Consider the following 17,815-nt stretch of genomic DNA (forward strand, 5'->3'; position numbering starts at 1 on the left):
AGCGCGACACCCCGCACTCACCCGACAACGACGTCGATGGAGGTCCACATGACGCTGTACGCCGACCCGGTAGCCGACCAGGCACCGAAGGAACCGGAGTCCACGGTCTACGCCAACCCGGGCACGGAGGGATCCGTCGCCTCGTTCCGCTCGCGCTACGACCACTTCATCGGAGGCGAGTACGTCGCCCCGGCGAAGGGCCAGTACTTCGAGAACATCACCCCCGTCACCGGCAAGCCCTTCTGCGAGATCGCCCGCGGCACCGCCGAGGACGTCGACCGCGCCGTCGAGGCAGGCTGGAAGGCGTTCCCGAGCTGGGGGAAGACCAGCCCCGCCGAGCGCGCGAACGTCCTCCTGCGCATCGCCGACCGGATGGAGGCGAACCTCGAGCTGCTCGCGGTCGCCGAGACCTGGGAGAACGGCAAGCCGGTCCGCGAGACCCTCGCCGCCGACATCCCGCTCGCGATCGACCACTTCCGCTACTTCGCCGGCGCCCTGCGCGCCCAGGAGGGCGGCGTCTCCGAGATCGACCACGACACCATCGCGTACCACTTCCACGAGCCGCTCGGCGTGGTCGGCCAGATCATCCCCTGGAACTTCCCGATCCTGATGGCGGTCTGGAAGCTCGCCCCCGCGCTCGCCGCCGGCAACTGCATCGTCCTGAAGCCCGCCGAGCAGACCCCCGCGTCGATCCACGTCCTGATGGACCTCATCCACGACCTGCTGCCCGCGGGCGTCCTCAACATCGTCAACGGCTTCGGGATCGAGGCCGGCGCCCCGCTCGCCTCGCACCCGCGGATCCGCAAGATCGCCTTCACCGGGGAGACGACGACCGGCCGCCTGATCATGCAGTACGCGAGCGAGAACCTCATCCCGGTCACGCTCGAGCTCGGCGGCAAGAGCCCCAACGTGTTCTTCGCCGACGTGGCCGCCGAGCGCGACTCCTTCTACGAGAAGGCGCTCGAGGGCTTCTCGTTCTTCGCCCTCAACCAGGGCGAGGTCTGCACCTGCCCCTCCCGCGCCCTCGTGCAGAAGTCCATCTACGACGACTTCGTCGGCGACGGACTCGAGCGCGTCGGCCGGATCAAGCAGGGCAACCCGCTCGACCTCTCGACGATGATCGGCGCGCAGGCCTCCAACGACCAGCTGGAGAAGATCCTCTCCTACATGGACATCGGCAAGCAGGAGGGCGCGAAGCTGCTCATCGGCGGCGACCGCGCCGACCTCGGCGGTGAGCTCAGCGGCGGCTACTACGTCAACCCGACGGTCTTCGAGGGGCGCAACTCCATGCGCATCTTCCAGGAGGAGATCTTCGGCCCCGTCCTCGCCCTCACCTCGTTCGAGGACTTCGACGACGGCATCGCCATCGCCAACGACACCCTCTACGGCCTCGGCGCCGGAGTCTGGAGCCGCAACGGCGCCCAGCTCTACCGCGCCGGCCGCGCCATCGAGGCCGGCCGCGTCTGGTCGAACACCTACCACCAGTACCCCGCCCACGCGGCCTTCGGCGGCTACAAGCAGTCCGGCATCGGCCGCGAGAACCACAAGATGATGCTCGACCACTACCAGCAGACGAAGAACCTCCTGGTCTCCTACGCGGAAGGACCGATGGGCTTCTTCTGAGCCGCTGTGCGGCGATTCCTCGCTCCGCTCGTCATCACCGCCGCGGTCGGCTGACCGAGGTGGTCGCGCCGAGTGGAGCGGGGAGCGTCGCGCTCCGCGAATCCGCTGGCACGCGGATTCGCGCTCCGCGCTCTCCCCTGCTGCCGCCCCGCCCGGACGCGGTGGTGGCGCTCGCTCCGCTTCGCACGTGCCGCGGACATGCTGGTCGAGTAGCCCGCATCGCGGGCGTATCGAGACCCACGTCCTTCAGCGGATGCGGGAGCAAGGCGTCCTCGCTCCGCTTCGCACCTGGGATCCGGGTCGCGCTTCCCGCGGTTGCAGGCCCTTCCATGCTGGTCGAGCAGCCCGCGCAGCGGGCGTATCGAGACCCCCCGCCGACACACCACCCCGAGAGGACACCGCCCATGGACAGCACGCGAGTCGACGTGACCGAGGCGGCAGCCGGCATGCTGCGGAGGATGAGCGAGCTGCACGGGCCGCTGATGTTCCACCAGTCCGGCGGGTGCTGCGACGGCAGCTCGCCGATGTGCTTCCCGGTCGGGATGTTCCGCACGGGAGCGTCCGACGTGCTCGTCGAGACGCTGCACGTCGACGGGCTCGCCCCGATCGAGTTCTACATGTCGCGGACGCAGTTCGAGTACTGGAAGCACACCCACCTCACCGTCGACCTGGTCGACGGGCGGGGGAGCGGCTTCAGCGTCGAAGCGCCCGAGGGCAAGCGCTTCATGATCCGCAGCCGCCTCCTCACCGACGCCGAGCTGGTCGAGTTCGGCCTCCTGCCGGCCGCCGCCGTCCAGCTCTGACCCCTCGGTCACAGGGAATCGCCCGCCGCGGGAATATACCCCCTGGGGGTATGTTGCACCACGGTGACCGACACCGAGGGAGCACCGATGACCGACGCCGCGCACGACCACAGCACGCACACGTCCTCCGCCACGACGTCCTGGCGGACCGCCGCGACGGCCACCCTGCACTGCCTCACCGGCTGCGCCATCGGCGAGGTCCTCGGCATGGTGCTCGGCACCGCACTCGGGCTGCACAACCTCGGCACCGTCGTCCTCTCCATCGTGCTCGCCTTCGCCTTCGGCTATGCCCTGACGATGCGCGGCGTGCTCCGCGCGGGGGTCTCCTGGCGCGCCGCCGTCGGCATCGCGCTCGCCGCGGACACCGTCTCGATCGCCGTGATGGAGGTCATCGACAACACGGCGATGCTGGCGATCCCCGGTGCGATGGACGCCGGTCTCGCGAGCGGCCTGTTCTGGGGCTCCCTGGTGGGCTCACTCGCCCTGGCCTTCGTGGTCACGACGCCGGTCAACCGCTGGCTGATCGGCCGCGGCAGGGGTCACGCGGTCGTGCACCGCTTCCACCACTGACGGCGGAGCGCTGAGGCTCAGACCGACGGCTGCGGCGGGCTCGTCGCGGTCGAGCCGGTGCTGATCCGCACGCCGATCTCCGTACCGCGGATCACCGAGGTCCCGGCCGACGGGTCTGTCCCGGCGACCTGGCCCTCGGGCACCGACGAGTCGACCTGGCTCATCCCGCCGACCACGAACCCCGCCGCCTTCAGCGCGCTGACGGCCGCGTCGACGCTCTTCCCGGTCACGTCCGGGATCGTCACCATCGGCGCCTTCACCAGCGACTGGTCGGGCTTCGCGAAGGCGGAGCCGCCGTACTCGCGGTCGAACGCGGTCATCACCGGATTCCAGATCCGGTGCCGCGCGAGGATCGCCGAGCCGCTGTCGAAGTCGATCGAATCGAGCGCCATCCGCTTGCCGGCGTCGTTCAGGGCGGAGATGCTGCCGACCCAGACCGCGAGGGCGACCTCGGAGGAGGCGCCGAGCGTCCAGCCGTCGGCCGCGCCGTCGGTGGTGCCGGTCTTGGTGATGTGCTCGATGCCGTCGCCGGGGCTCGCCGCCTGACCGGTGCCCTGCGAGGTGACCTCGAGCAGCGCGTACTGCGTGGCACGGGCGACGGCCGTCGTCGTCGACTGCGTGCAGGTCGAGGCGGGCGCCTCGATGTCCTGCCCCTCGGGCCCGACGATCGAGTCGATGGCCACCGCGCTGCAGGTCCGGCCGTCGTTCGCGACGCCCGCGTAGGCGACGGCCATGGTCAGCGGGGCGATCTCGTTCGTGCCGAGCACGGTCGCCGGGGATTCGAGCAACGGGGTCGCATCCGCGCGATGCACGCCGAACGCCTCCGCGGTCTTGCGGATGTCGCAGAGGTCGAGCAGGTGTGCCATGCCGACGAAGCCGGTGTTGATGGAGTCGATCGTGGACTCCAGTGCGTTCAGCGAGGCAGGGAAGATCTGCCCGCCGTTGTTGTTCGGATTGAACACCCCGTAGTCCTGCGGGCCCTCGCAGCTGTCCTGGAAGCCGGTCCAGTTCTTGTTCTTCGCGTCGAACTGCTCGAGCAGGGTGTGCCCGTCCTGCAGCCACTCCATCAGCGTGAAGACCTTGTAGGTGGAGCCCGGCTGGAAGCCGTTGCCGCCCCCGTAGGCCGCGTCGACCGAGAGGTTGATCGCGGAGTACTCGGCGCCGTCGGCCGAGGCGATCTGCTCCGGGTCCTGGCTGTACTTCTTGTTCTGCACCATGCTCAGGATCCGCCCGGTCCCGGTCTCCACGCCGACGGCCGCGGCCCCGACGTCGAAGCGCGGGTCGGTCGCGGGCACCTGGTCGGCCATGACCTGCGCCGAGGTGTCCTGCATGGCGAGGTCGATCGTCGTGTAGACCTTGAGCCCGCCGCGCTTGAGCGCCGCGTAGCGCTCGTCGGCGGTGTCGCCGAGGGCCGGGTCGTTGCGCAGCACGTGCGAGACGTAGTCGCAGAAGTAGGCGGCGCTGCCCGCGGTCTGGCAACCGGTCGACGGGGGAGTGATGACGGGCTCGATCGGCGCGGCCTTCGCGGCGTCGCGGGTCGCGGCGTCGATCTTCCCGTACTCGAGCATCCGGTCGAGGATGTAGTCGCGTCGGCTCGTGGTCAGCGCGTAGCCGTTCGCCTCGCCGTTGTCGGGGTCGTCGGGGCGGTCGAAGCGGAACTTCTCCGGGTTGTTGACGATCGCCAGCAGCGCGGCGGACTGCCCGACCGAGAGGTCGGCCGCGTCGACGCCGTAGTAGTACTCGGCCGCGGCCTCGATGCCGTAGACGGTGCCGCCGAAGAGGGCGATGTTGAGGTAGCCGAGGAGGATCTCGTCCTTCGAGTACTCCTTCTCCACCCCGATCGCGAGGCGCATCTCCTTGAGCTTGCGCTCGGGAGTGGTCGCGGTCGCCTCCGCGTAGGCCGCCGCGCGCTCGGTCTCGTCGCTGATCGACTCGGCCTTCTGCACGAGGACGTTCTTGACGTACTGCTGCGTGATCGACGAGCCGCCCTGCGGCGCCGCGTCGAGGAGGTAGGTGCTGGCGACGGCGCGCAGGGTGCCCTGGAGGTCGATGCCGCCGTGCTCGTAGTAGCGCGGGTCCTCGCTCGAGACGAGGGCGTCGAAGACCGGCGCCGCGATCTGGTCGGCGGCGACCTCGATGCGGTTCTGATCGTAGAAGGAGGCGAGGAGCGTCGGGTCCTCGGGGTCGCCCGCGTAGACGTCCGTCTTCTGCATCAGCTCGCCGACCTCGAGGTAGCTCGGCAGCGACTGGAACGCCGAGATCGTTCCCGAGGTGGCCGCCCCGGTGAGCGCGACCGCCGGAGCCACGACGATCGTCGCGAGCAGCCCCGCCAGCACGCTGACGATCACGAATCCGAACAGCGCGCCGAGGGCCCCGTGGACGGTGCGACGGGGCTGGAAGACGGGAACGTTCGGACGCTTCAGGATGGATCCTCTCGGTGCACCAGCACCCTAGGCGACGCTCCCGACATCCCCGCCCAGGCGCGCCCGCGGCTCCATTGCCCGGCGCGGAACACGTCCGCCCGCTGCCGGGAGTCGGCCGCGGCACTGCCTCCGCGCGACGACCACGTGACCCCGCAGCCGTGCCTGCACATGAAGTGACCCGACGTGGTCAGGGTGAGGGCCGGATCGCCGACGTCCTGCACGGCCGGTGTCGTGAGAGGGGGTGGCGCACGCCGTCAGGTGCGGCGGCTCGGCGACGTCACTCGGATGCGGTGGTGAGCAGCGTGCCGTTGATGTCGGCGCTGTCGCCCGGGTTCTTCGACGCCTCGCCGGTGCTCACCTGCAGCGGGATGACGGCACCCCGCAAGACGGTCTCGTCCGCGCTGGGCGTCGTCGAGACGACGGACCCCTCGGGGATCGACGTCGAGCCGACAGGCTCGCTCCTGCCGACGGAGAAGCCGGCGGCGGTGAGCGTCGCGGTGGCCGCGGCGACCGTCAGCCCGGTCACGTCCGGCACCTCGGTCAGCGTGGCGGTGCGCGGGGACGACGCGAGCATCGAGGCGGGCGGGTCGATGAAGTCGTCGCCGCCGTACTTCTGGTCGAGCGCCGTCATGATCGGCTTCCAGATCGCGTGACGCGCGTCAGCGGCACGGATCGTCCCCTTCTCGCCGGTGAGGCGCGTGGTGCGGAGGTTCTGCTTCGATCCGTCGTCGAAGCCCCTGATGCTGCCGACCCAGACGGCGAGCGACGCGGAGCGGCTGGCACCGGCGGTCCAGACGTCCGCCGCCTCATCGGTGGTACCCGTCTTGCCGATGTGCTCGATGCCGTCGCGCGGATCCGAGGCGGTGGCGGTACCGGAGGTGATGACCCGCTGCATGGCGTACTGCATTCCTCGAGCCACCTCGGGGGTCACGGACTGCGTGCAGGATGAGGCGGGCGGCGCGACGGCCGCACCGGAGCTGTCCGTGATCCGGTCGATGACGATCGCGGCGCAGGTCGTCCCGTCGTTCGCGATGCCGGCGTAGGCGTTGGCGACGGTGAGCGGTGCGATCTCGTTGGTCCCGAGAACGGCTGCCGGTCCGCTCTGCAGCTCCTTGGCGTCGGCCCGGTGGATGCCGAAGGACTCCGCCGTCGTGCGGATGTCGCAGAGGTCGAGCTGGTTGGCCATGCCCATGAAGCCGGTGTTGATCGAGTTCGCCGTCGCCTGGACCGCGGTCATCGACGAGGCGTCCTCGGACGCGACGTCGTTCCGCGGTGCGAACCGCGCACCCGCGTAGTAGCCGTCGTTCGCGGTGTCGCACTTCTGCGGGTATGAACGGAACCCCGAGGTCGGCGAGGGGAACGACTCGTTCAGGGTGTGGCCGGCCTGCAGCCACTGCGCGAGCGTGAAGACCTTGTAGGTCGAGCCGGTCTGCACGCCGGCGGTGCCACCCATGTCGACGTCGACGTTGAGGTTGATCGCGCTGAAGCCGGGGTTCGCGGCGAGGAACTCCTCGTCCTGGCTGTACTTCGTGTTCTGCACCATCGACAGCACGCGGCCGGTGCCGGCCTCGACCGACGCGGCGGTCGCGCCGACCTGGAAGCGGGGGTCGTACGACGGGATGTAGGCGTTGATCGCCGCTTGCGAGACCTGCTGGATGTCGAGATCCAGGGTCGTGACGATGTCGAAGCCGCCCTGGCGGATCCGCTGGTAGCGCTCGTCGTCGTCGGCGCCGAACGCCTCGTCGTTGCGCAGCACGTTCAGCACGTACTCGCAGAAGTACGCCGCGTTGCCCGCGGTGGCGCAGCCGGTGGAGGGCTCCGTGATGTTCGGCGTGATCGGCTCGGCGATCGCCGCGTCGTAGACCTCCTGGCTGATCTTCGAGTACTTCAGCTCCTCGCCGAGGATGTAGTCGCGGCGCTCCTTGGTCGCGGCGTAGCCGTTCGCGGCGCCGTTCGCCTCGTCGGTCGGGTCGTCGAAGCGGAACTTCGACGGGTTGTTGACGATCGCCAGCAGCGACGCGGCCTGCGAGGCCGAGAGCTGGCTGGCGGGGATCCCGTAGTAGTAGTTGGCCGCGGCCTCAATGCCGTAGACCGTGCCGCCGAAGAGCGCGATGTTGAGGTAGCCGAGCAGGATGTCGTCCTTCGACGTCTCCTTCTCGAGGCCGATCGCGAGGCGCATCTCCTTGAGCTTGCGCTCGGGGGTCGGGTCGGTGGCGAGCTTGTAGGCGGCGTCGCGCTCGGCCTCGTCGGTGATCGACTCGGCCTTCTGCACGAGCACGTTCTTGACGTACTGCTGCGTGATCGACGAGCCGCCCTGCAGGTCGTCCCCGGTCAGCGTGACCGCGAGCGCGCGGAGCGTGCCCTGCAGGTCGATGCCGCCGTGCTCGTAGAAGCGCGGGTCCTCGCCGGCGACCGCGGCGTCCTTGGCGGTCTGCGCGACCTCGTCCCAGCCGACCTCGACGCGGTTCTGGTTGTAGACGGAGGCGAGGAGGGTGGTGCCGTCGCCCGCGTAGATGTTCGTGCGCTGCATCAGCTGGCCGGCGTCGAGGTAGCCGGGCAGGTTCTGGAACATCCCGATCGTGTTGCTGGTCGCGAGGCCCGTCAGCGCGAGCGCCGGAGTGACGCCGACGGTGATCAGCACGCCCGCCACGGCGCTCATCCCGATGAAGCCCAGCACTGCCCGCAACGACATCCCCAGCGGTCGAGCGGAGCTGCGGGATGCGGTGGGGAGAGCCATGGAGCGGGAGGTCCTTCCGGCGCGGTGGTGCCGCGCGAATGCAGGGTGGCGGGAGCGTCGCGCCGGTCGTGCGAATCCCCCCGGTCATGGTACGCGACGCGCCCGGGAGGAGGGGGTCCTCCTGCAGGACGAGATGCACCTGTGACAAGAGGTGTCGGTCCCGGAGAGCGGCAGGGGCCCGAGGGGGAATCCGGCGGCCCGGGCCGTCATGAGGCTGCCGTCACGACGCCGCATCCGTATCGTGGAGGGTGCGTCCCCGCAAGGGGAGCGGCGGCAGCACCGCACCACCTGTCGTCCCGGGGCCCCGGGGCGGTCGGCCCCGGCAGAAAGCACACAACCATGGCACGCATCCACGACGACGTGACGCAGCTCGTCGGCAGGACCCCGCTCGTCCGCATCAATCGGCTGGAGGGCGCGGACAGCGCCGTCGTCCTCGCCAAGCTCGAGTTCTACAGCCCGGCGAACAGCGTGAAGGACCGGATCGGCATCGCGATCGTCGACGCCGCCGAGGCGTCCGGCGAGCTCCCGCCCGGCGGCACGATCGTCGAGGGCACGAGCGGCAACACCGGCATCGCGCTCGCCATGGTCGGCGCGGCGCGCGGCTACAAGGTGATCCTGACGATGCCGGAGACCATGTCCACCGAGCGCCGGGTCCTGCTGCGCGCCTACGGGGCCGAGATCGTGCTGACCCCCGGCTCCGAGGGCATGCGCGGCGCGGTCGAGCGGGCGCAGGCGATCGTCGCCGAGACCCCCGGCGCCGTGCTCGCCCGCCAGTTCGAGAACGCCGCCAACCCCGAGGTGCACCGCCGCACCACCGCCGAGGAGATCTGGGCGGACACCGACGGCGAGGTCGACGTCTTCGTCGCCGGCATCGGCACCGGCGGCACCATCACCGGCGTCGGCCAGGTCCTCAAGGAGCGCAAGCCCGGCGTGCAGATCATCGGCGTCGAGCCGATCGACTCGCCGCTGCTCACGCAGGGGACGGCCGGCCCGCACAAGATCCAGGGGATCGGGGCGAACTTCGTGCCGGCCAACCTCGACCGCGACGTCTACACCGAGATCATCGACGTCACCCTCGAGGACTCGGTGCGCGTCGCGCGCGCGATGGCCGCACAGGAGGGCATCCTCGGCGGCATCTCCTCCGGCTCGATCATGTGGGCGGCCCTCGAGGTCGCCAAGCGCCCCGAGAACGCGGGCAAGACCATCGTCGCGATCGTCTGCGACTTCGGCGAGCGGTACATCTCGACCGTCCTCTACGAGGACCTCCGCAGCTGAGCCCCGCCGGATCCCCCCGTCCCCGCCCGTCCGGAGGTTCCGGCGCGCCCGGACATCCCACGGTCCTCGCACGCCTCCGCGAGGACGTGGCGGCAGCGCGCCTGCGCGACCCGGCGGCGCGGAGTACGGCCGAGGTGGTGCTCGCCTACCCCGGGCTGCACGCGGTCTGGGTGCACCGCGTCGCGCACCGCTGGTGGCGGCGCGGCGCCCGGCTGCCGGCCCGGCTGCTCGCGCAGGCGGCCCGCGCGGCGACCGGAGTGGAGATCCACCCCGGCGCGACGATCGGCCGCCGGCTCTTCATCGACCACGGCATGGGCGTCGTGATCGGCGAGACGGCGCGGATCGGCGACGACTGCATGCTGTACCACTCCGTCACGCTCGGCGGGAAGTCGGCCAAGCGCGAGCGGCGCCACCCGACGCTCGGCGACCGGGTCGTCGTCGGCGCGGGGGCCGTGATCCTCGGCCCGATCGTGCTCGGCTCGGACGTGAGCGTCGGCGCGAACGCGGTCGTGGTGAAGGACGCCCCGGACGGCGCCGTGCTGGTCGGGATCCCGGCCCGCGATCTGCGCGTGCTGGGCCGCGCCGAGGACGCCCTCGCGGATCCGGCCTTCTGGATCGACCCCGCGATGTACATCTAGGGCCGAGTCGTCGAGGGCCGGCCCCCGTCGTCAGTCGTCGGAGTCGCGGCGCGAGATGTCGCGCTTCGCGCTCTTGATCACCGCGAAAGCGTCCAGGGCGTGCACCCGCGTCTCCTTGAGGTCGAGGATCGGCGCGGGGTAGCCGTCCGCCTCCGGCGTCAGGGTCTCGCCGAGCGTCCACGGCTCGTGGATCACGGCGCGGTCGAGCTCGGCGAGCTCCGGCACGTACTCACGCAGGTAGCCGCCGTCGGGGTCGAACTTCTTCGACTGCGTCACCGGGTTGAAGACGCGGAAGAACGGCGACGCGTCGGCGCCGGACCCCGCGACCCACTGCCAGTTCGCGGCGTTGCTCGCCGGATCGGCGTCCACGAGGGTGTCCCAGAACCAGTCCTCGCCCACCCGCCAGTCGACCAGCAGGTTCTTGATCAGGAACGAGGCGGTGACCATGCGGACGCGGTTGTGCATGTAGCCGGTCTTCCACAGCTCGCGCATCCCCGCGTCGACCAGCGGGTAGCCGGTGCGGCCCTGGTGCCAGGCGTCGATCCTGTCCTCGCCCGGGTGGCCCCAGGGGAAGGAGTCGAAGCGCGAGTCGAAGTTCGCGGTCGCGAGGTCGGGCCAGTGGAAGAGCAGGTGGTAGCAGAACTCGCGCCACAGCACCTCGGAGAGGAAGCGGTCGCTGCCCTCGCCGCGGTGCTGCCCCTTCGCGTGGGCCTCCTCGAGCGCGTGCCAGACCTGGAACGGGCTGATCTCGCCCCAGCGCAGGTGCGGCGACAGGTTCGAGGTCGCGTCCCGCGCGGGGAGGTCGCGGTCGTCGGCGTAGTCGTCGAGCTGCTCGGCGAGGAACGCGCGCAGCCGCTTCGCCGCCGCCTTCTCGCCCGGGACCCAGCGCTCGCGGAGCCCCCCGGCCCAGTCGGGGCTGGTGGGCAGCAGCTGCCAGTCGTCGAGGTCGTCCGAGGCCGCGTCCGTGTCGATCCCGTCGATCCCGCGCGGTCGCGGCAGGGGAGCGCGCGGGGTGTCGCGGTTGCGGCAGGCGCGCGCGAACGGCGTGTAGACGGAGTAGGGCCCGCCGCCGCCGGTCTGCACGGTCCACGGCTCGAAGAGCAGCGAGCCCTGGTGGCTCTCGGCCTCGACGTCCCGATCGCGGAGCGCCTCCTTGATCGCGGCGTCGACCGTGCGCTCGGCCTTGCCGTAGCGGCGGTTCCAGTGCACCGCGCCGGCGCCGAGCTCCTCCGCGAGCTGGAGCACGACGGCCTCGGCCGGTCCGCGGCGCAGGATCAGGGACGCCCCCGCCTCGTCGAGGTCGCCCGCGAGCGCGAGCAGGCTGCCGTGCAGCCACCAGCGCGCCGCGCCGCCGAGCGGCCGGATGCCGTCGGACTCCTCGTCGAGGACGTAGCAGACGGCGACGGGGCCGCCGCGGTCGATCGCCGCTCGGAGGGCCGGGTTGTCGGCGAGACGCAGGTCGTCGCGGAGCCAGACGAGGGTGGGGGAGGAGCTGCTCATGGTGCCTCCATGATCCGCGAGTGCGGCGCCGGAGCGAAGTGCTGGCCGCGCGGAGCCGGTGCGTGCTAGCGGCGGGCGGGAGTCGTCAGGCGGAGGCGACGCGGTCGCGCAGCTTGTCGCAGAGGGCGGTCAGCTGGTCGAGCTCGTCGTCGTCGAGGGCGGAGCCGACGTGGTCCGAGATTGTCTGCATGTGCGTCATCGCCACGCGGCGGAAGAGGGCGTAGCCCTCGTCGGTGATCTGGATGACCGTGCCGCGGGCGTCGGTCGGGTCCTCGCTCTTGGTCACGCAGCCGCGGGCGACCAGACGGTCGATCAGACGGCTGACGCTCGGCTGCGTCAGGAGGACGTGCTTGTTGAGGTCGCGCAGCCGGGCCCGGCGGCCGGGCTGCAGTGTGAGGTTGAAGAGGACGTCGTACTCGTTGAGCGAGATCTCCTTCGAGGGGAAGTCGGTGCTCAGCGCCCGCATCACGTGCACCTGCGCTCGGAACAGCGACTCCCACGCGGCGACCGCACGTCTCGAGCTCACGCATCCTCCTTGTGTTCCGTTCAGGATACGGCGTCTCGACGCCCGTCCGGCGCGTGCGGCGCGGAGCGGGGCGGAGGGCGGCGCGCGGAGGCGGCGCTCAGTCCGGGAACGACAGAAGGCCGGCCGCTGAGGCGAGCGGCCGGCCTTCATTCCCTTGCACCAAGAGTGTCCTGCAATCACTTCTCGCGCTTCCCGCCACAGCAAACGGTCGACGCACTTGAACTATATAACGGATCGATAACGCCGCAAGGACCGATTTCCTGACGTTTGCCTGTGACCCTCTGTCGCCCCTGCAGGCGGGGCCTCGATACGCCGCGTCCCGCGGCTCCTCGACCAGCGTGATGGCGCCGTCTCCGGCAACTGAGCGCGGGACCCACTGGCGCGGGGCGCTGCCGCCCGATGGCACGCCCAACGCCTCCGCCCCCTGCATGTCGATCGAGTAGCCCGCTCCGCGGGCGTATCGAGATCCACCGTCCGTCTGTGCGTGGGTCTCGAACGCCGCTCCGCGGCTACTCGACCAGCATGTCGTGCCGCCACCGATTCCTCGCCCGACTCGGGGCGGACGACCAGCCGCTGCCCGCAAGGCGTCAGGTGGAAAACGCGTGTCAGCGTTTTCCACGAGCCGTACGCAGGACGCTCTGTGGAACGCGACCATCCGCGGAGCCGACCGCGGCGGAGCGAGCGCTCGCGCTCGCGCAGCACTTCAGAACAGATCGGGGCTAGGGGTCGACGCGTAGCGGATGGCGACGTCCGCGTGGCGGTCGAAGCGGTAGCCGACGCCGCGGACGGTGCGGACGATGTCCTCGTAGCGGCCGAGCTTGGCGCGGAGGCGGCGGACGTGGACGTCGATGGTGCGCTCGTTGGGGGCGTCGTCGTCGGCGGCTCCCCAGAGCGAGGAGATCAGCTCGGCGCGCTCGATGGTGCGGCCCTCGCGGAGGACGAGGTACTGCAGCAGCTCGAACTCCTTGTAGGTGAGGGCGGTGGTCTCGTCGTCGAGGATGACGCGCTTGCGCGAGATGTCGATGACGACGCCCCCGGGGGCGCGGTCGAGGTCGGGCTCGGTGTCGGCGCGGCGGCGGGCGACGGCCGCCGGGTCCTGGAGGGCGAGGCGGACGACGTCGACGTCGCGGCCGCCGGCGCCCTGCGGGGCGAGGGCGACGGAGGCGTAGGTCTCGGCGTCGGGAGCGAACTCGGCGGTGACGCGCTTGAGCTCCTCGACCAGGCGGCCGAGGTCGATGCCGGCGGCGCGGGCCTTGGCCTCGTCGATGCCGACGTAGAGGGCGAAGCCGCGGGCCTCGGTGCCCTGGGGCACGGCGCGGAGGCGGGGGGCGGAGGCCGCGGGCTCGGGTGCGGCCTGCAGGCGGGGGGCGTCGGCGGGAGCAGTGACGGGACGGGCGTGGAGGAGGGACATGACGAATCCTTGGGCTGGTCGGATCCGGGACGAGTGTCCGGGGAGCGGATCCGGGTGTGCGCGCGAGCGCCGGTGCACGAGGTGCGGTCCGGCAGGGGCGGATGCGGGGCATCCAGGGGTTCGCCGCGCCTGCGACGCCCGGCCGATCAGAGGATCGACTCGATCAGTGCGATCGGGGGCGGAGGCTGTGCGGAGAACCGGCGAGGGTGGTTCCTCAGGCGCACATTCGACAGCGCAGGACGAGGCCGCCGGCCATCATCATGCCGGCATCCCCGATGGCCTCAAGGGAGGTCAGGGCGTGCGCGTTGTCAGTCATGGTCGAAAGTAAAGCGGATGGCGGCGGACCTCGTCAACAGGTCCGCCCGTACTGGCGGGTTCCGGGCGCCGCGCGGGGCGCCCGGAACGACTCAGCCGGCGAGCCCGTACAGGCGGTCGCCCGCGTCGCCGAGCCCCGGGACGATGTACCCGAGCTCGTTGAGCTTCTCGTCGAGCGAGCCGAGGACGATGGTCACGTCCTTGCCGACGAAGGCCTTCTCCACGGCCGCGAGGCCCTCGGGAGCGGCGAGCAGGCAGACGGCGGTCACGTCGACGGCGCCGCGGTCGAAGAGGAACTGGATGGCGGCGATCAGCGATCCGCCGGTGGCGAGCATCGGGTCGAGCACGAAGCACTGGCGGTTGGAGAGGTCGTCCGGGAGCCGCTCGGCGTAGGTGGTCGGCTCGAGGGTCTCCTCGTTGCGCGCCATGCCGAGGAAGCCCACCTCGGCGGTGGGGATCAGCTTCACCATGCCCTCGAGCATTCCGAGGCCCGCGCGCAGGATCGGCACGACCAGCGGCTGCGGATCGCTCAGCGCGAGGCCGGTGGTCGTGGTGACCGGCGTCTCGATGGTGACGGTGCGGGTGCGGACGCCCCGGGTCGCCTCGTAGGCGAGCAGGGTCATCAGCTCCTCGGCGAGCTGCCGGAAGGTGGGGGAGGGGGTGCGCTTGTCGCGCAGCACGGTGAGCTTGTGCGTGATCAGCGGGTGGTCGGCTACATGGACGCGCATAAGCTCAATCTACTTGCCGGTCGGAGCCGGCCGGAGCCGGACGAGGGGGCGCGATGCGCGAGAGCGACCTCCCCCTCCCCGCCGAGGCGGACGCCTGGATGCGGCTCGCGCTCGACGAGGCGCGCCGGGCCGCCGAGTGGGGCGACGTCCCGGTCGGAGCGGTGGTCGTCGATCCCGACGGCGCGGTGATCGGGCGCGGGCGCAACGAGCGCGAGCTGCACCGGGATCCGACGGCGCACGCCGAGGTGGTCGCGCTGCGCGAGGCCGCGGCCGCCCGCGGCGACTGGCAGCTCGCGGGCTGCACCCTCGTGGTGACGCTCGAGCCGTGCGCGATGTGCGCCGGCGCGATCCTCGCCTCCCGGCTCGACCGCGTCGTCTTCGGGGCGTGGGACGAGAAGGCGGGGGCGGCCGGCTCGGTGCACGACCTGCTCCGCGACCGCCGGCTGCACCACGTCGTCGAGGTGTACCCGGGACTGCGCGCCGACGAGGGCGCGCGGCTGCTGCTCGACTTCTTCGCGGCCAGGCGCTGAGCGCCCGGCGGCCCGGGGATCCCCGGGCCCGCCCCTTCTCAGCCCTGCGCGCCGACCCACTCGCCGAGCGCGGCCTCGGTCGCCGCTCGCATCCGCTCGAAGCGGCCCTCGCGCACGTCGTCGTCGAGCTGCTCGAGCCCGTAGCCCGCTCCCGCCGCGTAGTCGGCGTCGCCCTCGAGCCAGCGCGCGGCCAGGTCGCCGGTGAGCTCGGGGTGGAACTGCACGCCGAGAAGCCACTCGTCGATCGCGAAGGCCTCGACGGCGTAGGCGGGGGAGGAGGCGAGCAGCGTCGTGCCCGCTGGAAGGTCGAAGGTGTCGCTGTGCCACTGCATCACCGGGACGTCGGCGAGGTGGCGCAGCGGCGAGTGCAGCCCCGCCTCGGTCGCGACGATGCCGCGGAAGCCGACCTCGCGGGTCGGGCCGGGGCGGACCTGCTCCCCCAGCGCGGCGGCGATCAGCTGCGCGCCGAAGCAGACGCCGAGGGTCGGGCGGCGGTGGTGCAGCCGGTCCTGCAGCAGGGCGATCTCGGGCGAGATGAAGGGGTGCCGCGCCGTCTCGTAGACGCCGGCGCTCGAGCCGAGCGTGACGACCAGGTCGGGCGCGAGGATGTCGACGGAGTCGAGGTCGGTGCCCGCGACCGCGTCGACGGCGAAGCCCCGGTCGCGCAGCATCGGCTCGAGGGCGCCGAGCCCGGCGCCGCGCTCGTTGACGATCGCGAGGACCCGGCGCATCAGCCGGCGCTCCCGGCGGAGGCGGTGGGTTCCTCCGTCGTCGGCGCCGCTCCGCGGTCGACGTCGGGTTCGAGGTAGATGACGCGGGCGGCCGGGACCGCGTCGCGGATGCGCTTCTCCGTCGCGTCGATCCCCGCGGCCAGCTCGGCCATCGTCTCGGCGGCGGGGAAGGCGAGCTTGGCGGCGACGAGGATCTCGTCCGGGCCGAGGTAGAGGGTCTTCATGTGGATGATCCGCTCGACGTCCGCGCCCGCCTCGATGGCCGTGCGGATGGCCGCGGCGTCGGCCGGGGTCGCGCCCTCGCCCACCAGCAGGCTCTTCGTCTCGACCCCGAGGACGATCGCGACGACGACCAGCAGCGTGCCGATCATGATCGTGCCGATCGCGTCGAAGACGGTGTTCCCGGTGATCACCGAGAGGCCGACGCCGAGAAGCGCGAAGACGAGACCGGTGAGCGCGGCGACGTCCTCCAGCAGGACGACGGGCAGCTCCGGCGCCTTCGCCCGGCGGATGAACTGCAGCCACGACTGCTGTCCGCGGACCTTGTTCGACTCCTTCACTCCGGTGCGCAGCGAGTAGCCCTCGAGGCAGATCGAGACGACCAGGACGAGGATCGGCAGCCAGGCGTTCTCCAGCTCGTGCGGCTCGGCGATCTTCTCGACGCCCTCGTAGATCGAGAAGACACCGCCGACGGAGAAGAGGATGATCGCGACGACGAAGGCGTAGACGTAGCGCTCGCGGCCGTAGCCGAACGGGTGCTCCTCGTCGGCGGCCCTGCGCGACTTGCGGCCGCCGAGGAGCAGCAGCAGCTGATTGCCGGAGTCGGCGAGCGAGTGCACGCCCTCGGCCAGCATCGAGGCCGAGCCGGAGAAGAACCAGGCGACGAGCTTGGTCAGGGCGATGCCGAGGTTCGCGGCCAGCGCCGCGATGATGGCGGAACCGCCTCCGGATGCGCTCACGGGGTCTCCTCGGGGTGACTCGTCGGGGTGCTGGTGCTCGGGGGTGGTCGGCCCATCCTAGGAGGCGGGGGCCGGGCGGCAGGATCCCCTTCGGACGAGTCGGGTGCGCGCTCGCCGCCCGCGCGTTCGTACGATGGGCGGATGACCGACGCACCCGTGCAGCTCCCGTCCATCGCCGTCCTCGGGCTCGGCTCGATGGGAGGCGCGATCCTCAGCGGTCTGCTCGCTCCGGGTGTGGAGGTGCAGGGCGGCGTCCGCGTGACCAACCGCGATGCGGAGAAGGCGGCGCGCTGGAGCGGCCACCCGGTGGTGACCGCGTTCGCGACCGCCGAGGACCCGGAGGCGAACCGCCGCGCGGTCGAGGGCGCCGCCGTCGTGCTCGTGGCCGTGAAGCCGCACATGGTGCCCGCGCTGCTCGACGAGATCGCCGACGCTCTCGCCCCGGGGACGATCGTGGTGAGCGTCGCAGCGGGCGTGACCGTCGCGACGTTCGAGGCGCACCTGCCCGCCTCGGTCGCCGTGCTCCGCTCGATTCCGAACACCCCGGCCGTCGTGGGCCGGGCGGTCACCGGCCTGAGCGCCGGCACCCGCTCGAGCGAGGACGACCTGGCGCTGGTGCGCCGGCTGTTCGAGACCGTCGGCGAGGTCGTCGAGGTGCCGGAATCGCAGCTCGACGCGCTGTCGACGATCTCGGGATCCGGGCCGGCCTACGTCTTCCTCCTGGTCGAGGAGCTGACCGCCGCGGCGCTCGCCAAGGGCTTCACTCCCGAGCAGGCCGCGACCATGGTGACCGGCACCTTCCGCGGCGCCGCCGAGCTGCTCGTGCACTCGGGCGAGGACCCGGCCGAGCTGCGCCGCCGGGTCACGAGCCCGAACGGGACGACCGAGCGGGCGATCGCCGTCCTCCAGGAGGCGGACCTCGCCGCCCTCTTCACCCGCGCCACCGACGCGGCCCTGGCCCGAGCCCGCGAGCTCGCCGCCTCCTGACGCCCGCCGTTCCTCACGCGAGATGCCACTCGGGTACGCGACACGCCGTGCGAGGCGTA

General features: G+C 71.5%; 15 protein-coding genes. 7 read left to right on the forward strand and 8 right to left on the reverse strand.

What is annotated here, in order from left to right:
• Positions 1–48 precede the first annotated feature (48 nt).
• The 3 genes from HRK28_RS10835 (at position 49) to HRK28_RS10845 (ending at position 2,996) form a co-directional block, all read left to right on the forward strand.
• Entirely contained in the window at positions 49–1,623 is a 1,575-nt protein-coding gene (locus tag HRK28_RS10835) for an aldehyde dehydrogenase family protein (RefSeq protein WP_173251491.1), read from the forward strand.
• Positions 1,624–2,027: 404 nt separating this feature from the next.
• Complete coding sequence (locus tag HRK28_RS10840) at positions 2,028–2,426, forward strand: DUF779 domain-containing protein (RefSeq protein WP_123736755.1); 399 nt, start codon at positions 2,028–2,030, stop codon at positions 2,424–2,426.
• Positions 2,427–2,489: 63 nt separating this feature from the next.
• Positions 2,490–2,996, forward strand: a complete 507-nt coding sequence (locus HRK28_RS10845; RefSeq protein ID WP_244231673.1) for a DUF4396 domain-containing protein — start codon at positions 2,490–2,492, stop codon at positions 2,994–2,996.
• A gap of 17 nt (positions 2,997–3,013) precedes the next feature.
• On the opposite strand, the gene HRK28_RS10850 is transcribed toward HRK28_RS10845, so the two are convergent.
• A complete protein-coding gene (locus HRK28_RS10850; RefSeq protein WP_160090704.1) occupies positions 3,014–5,344 on the reverse strand; it encodes a penicillin-binding protein in 2,331 nt (776 codons plus the stop codon).
• A 352-nt stretch (positions 5,345–5,696) separates the two neighbouring features.
• Positions 5,697–8,156: a transglycosylase domain-containing protein gene (locus HRK28_RS10855; protein ID WP_173251492.1), complete on the reverse strand. Its 2,460-nt coding sequence runs from the start codon at positions 8,154–8,156 to the stop codon at positions 5,697–5,699.
• Between the two features lie 339 nt (positions 8,157–8,495).
• Here HRK28_RS10855 and cysK point away from each other — a divergent pair, with 339 nt between their 5' ends.
• Together cysK and epsC are read left to right on the forward strand one after the other, a co-directional pair.
• Positions 8,496–9,431 carry a cysteine synthase A gene (gene cysK, locus HRK28_RS10860; RefSeq protein ID WP_173251493.1) on the forward strand — a complete coding sequence of 312 codons (936 nt, stop codon included), beginning with the start codon at positions 8,496–8,498 and terminating at the stop codon, positions 9,429–9,431.
• A gap of 86 nt (positions 9,432–9,517) precedes the next feature.
• Positions 9,518–10,069: a serine O-acetyltransferase EpsC gene (gene epsC / locus HRK28_RS10865; protein WP_367948399.1), complete on the forward strand. Its 552-nt coding sequence runs from the start codon at positions 9,518–9,520 to the stop codon at positions 10,067–10,069.
• Between the two features lie 30 nt (positions 10,070–10,099).
• Here the strand turns inward: epsC and HRK28_RS10870 are convergent, their stop codons facing one another.
• The 4 genes from HRK28_RS10870 to upp form a co-directional block, all read right to left on the reverse strand.
• Positions 10,100–11,569, reverse strand: a complete 1,470-nt coding sequence (locus HRK28_RS10870) for a deoxyribodipyrimidine photo-lyase (RefSeq protein ID WP_173251494.1) — start codon at positions 11,567–11,569, stop codon at positions 10,100–10,102.
• 85 nt (positions 11,570–11,654) lie between these two features.
• Positions 11,655–12,035, reverse strand: a complete 381-nt coding sequence (locus HRK28_RS20145) for a MarR family winged helix-turn-helix transcriptional regulator (protein WP_244231871.1) — start codon at positions 12,033–12,035, stop codon at positions 11,655–11,657.
• Between the two features lie 763 nt (positions 12,036–12,798).
• Positions 12,799–13,506: a winged helix-turn-helix domain-containing protein gene (locus tag HRK28_RS10880; protein WP_160090699.1), complete on the reverse strand. Its 708-nt coding sequence runs from the start codon at positions 13,504–13,506 to the stop codon at positions 12,799–12,801.
• Positions 13,507–13,913: 407 nt separating this feature from the next.
• Positions 13,914–14,549 (reverse strand): uracil phosphoribosyltransferase, encoded by a 636-nt coding sequence (upp, locus tag HRK28_RS10885; RefSeq protein ID WP_173251496.1) that lies wholly within the window; start codon positions 14,547–14,549, stop codon positions 13,914–13,916.
• A gap of 53 nt (positions 14,550–14,602) precedes the next feature.
• Between upp and tadA the strand changes: the two genes are divergently transcribed.
• Positions 14,603–15,079 carry a tRNA adenosine(34) deaminase TadA gene (gene tadA / locus HRK28_RS10890; RefSeq protein WP_244231671.1) on the forward strand — a complete coding sequence of 159 codons (477 nt, stop codon included), beginning with the start codon at positions 14,603–14,605 and terminating at the stop codon, positions 15,077–15,079.
• 38 nt (positions 15,080–15,117) lie between these two features.
• Here the strand turns inward: tadA and HRK28_RS10895 are convergent, their stop codons facing one another.
• Together HRK28_RS10895 and HRK28_RS10900 are read right to left on the reverse strand one after the other, a co-directional pair.
• Entirely contained in the window at positions 15,118–15,810 is a 693-nt protein-coding gene (locus tag HRK28_RS10895; RefSeq protein ID WP_160090697.1) for a gamma-glutamyl-gamma-aminobutyrate hydrolase family protein, read from the reverse strand.
• Complete coding sequence (locus HRK28_RS10900) at positions 15,810–16,769, reverse strand: cation diffusion facilitator family transporter (protein ID WP_160090696.1); 960 nt, start codon at positions 16,767–16,769, stop codon at positions 15,810–15,812. Before HRK28_RS10900 ends, HRK28_RS10895 begins: the two co-directional genes overlap by 1 nt.
• A 141-nt stretch (positions 16,770–16,910) precedes the next feature.
• Between HRK28_RS10900 and proC the strand changes: the two genes are divergently transcribed.
• Complete coding sequence (proC, locus tag HRK28_RS10905) at positions 16,911–17,756, forward strand: pyrroline-5-carboxylate reductase (protein WP_173251497.1); 846 nt, start codon at positions 16,911–16,913, stop codon at positions 17,754–17,756.
• The last annotated feature ends 59 nt before the right edge of the window (positions 17,757–17,815 follow it).

The organism is Rathayibacter sp. VKM Ac-2835 (assembly GCF_013266705.1).
GTDB lineage: Bacteria > Actinomycetota > Actinomycetes > Actinomycetales > Microbacteriaceae > Rathayibacter.

Excerpts from the sequence above, each read along its gene's own strand:
- HRK28_RS10870 (WP_173251494.1), bottom strand. The coding sequence starts at position 11,569 with ATGAGCAGCTCCTCCCCCACCCTCGTCTGGCTCCGCGACGACCTGCGT.
- HRK28_RS20145 (WP_244231871.1), bottom strand. The coding sequence starts at position 12,035 with ATGCGGGCGCTGAGCACCGACTTCCCCTCGAAGGAGATCTCGCTCAAC.
- upp (WP_173251496.1), bottom strand. The coding sequence starts at position 14,549 with ATGCGCGTCCATGTAGCCGACCACCCGCTGATCACGCACAAGCTCACC.
- HRK28_RS10840 (WP_123736755.1), top strand. The coding sequence starts at position 2,028 with ATGGACAGCACGCGAGTCGACGTGACCGAGGCGGCAGCCGGCATGCTG.
- cysK (WP_173251493.1), top strand. The coding sequence starts at position 8,496 with ATGGCACGCATCCACGACGACGTGACGCAGCTCGTCGGCAGGACCCCG.
- tadA (WP_244231671.1), top strand. The coding sequence starts at position 14,603 with ATGCGCGAGAGCGACCTCCCCCTCCCCGCCGAGGCGGACGCCTGGATG.
- HRK28_RS10855 (WP_173251492.1), bottom strand. The coding sequence starts at position 8,156 with ATGGCTCTCCCCACCGCATCCCGCAGCTCCGCTCGACCGCTGGGGATG.
- HRK28_RS10835 (WP_173251491.1), top strand. The coding sequence starts at position 49 with ATGACGCTGTACGCCGACCCGGTAGCCGACCAGGCACCGAAGGAACCG.
- HRK28_RS10895 (WP_160090697.1), bottom strand. The coding sequence starts at position 15,810 with ATGCGCCGGGTCCTCGCGATCGTCAACGAGCGCGGCGCCGGGCTCGGC.
- proC (WP_173251497.1), top strand. The coding sequence starts at position 16,911 with ATGACCGACGCACCCGTGCAGCTCCCGTCCATCGCCGTCCTCGGGCTC.
- HRK28_RS10880 (WP_160090699.1), bottom strand. The coding sequence starts at position 13,506 with ATGTCCCTCCTCCACGCCCGTCCCGTCACTGCTCCCGCCGACGCCCCC.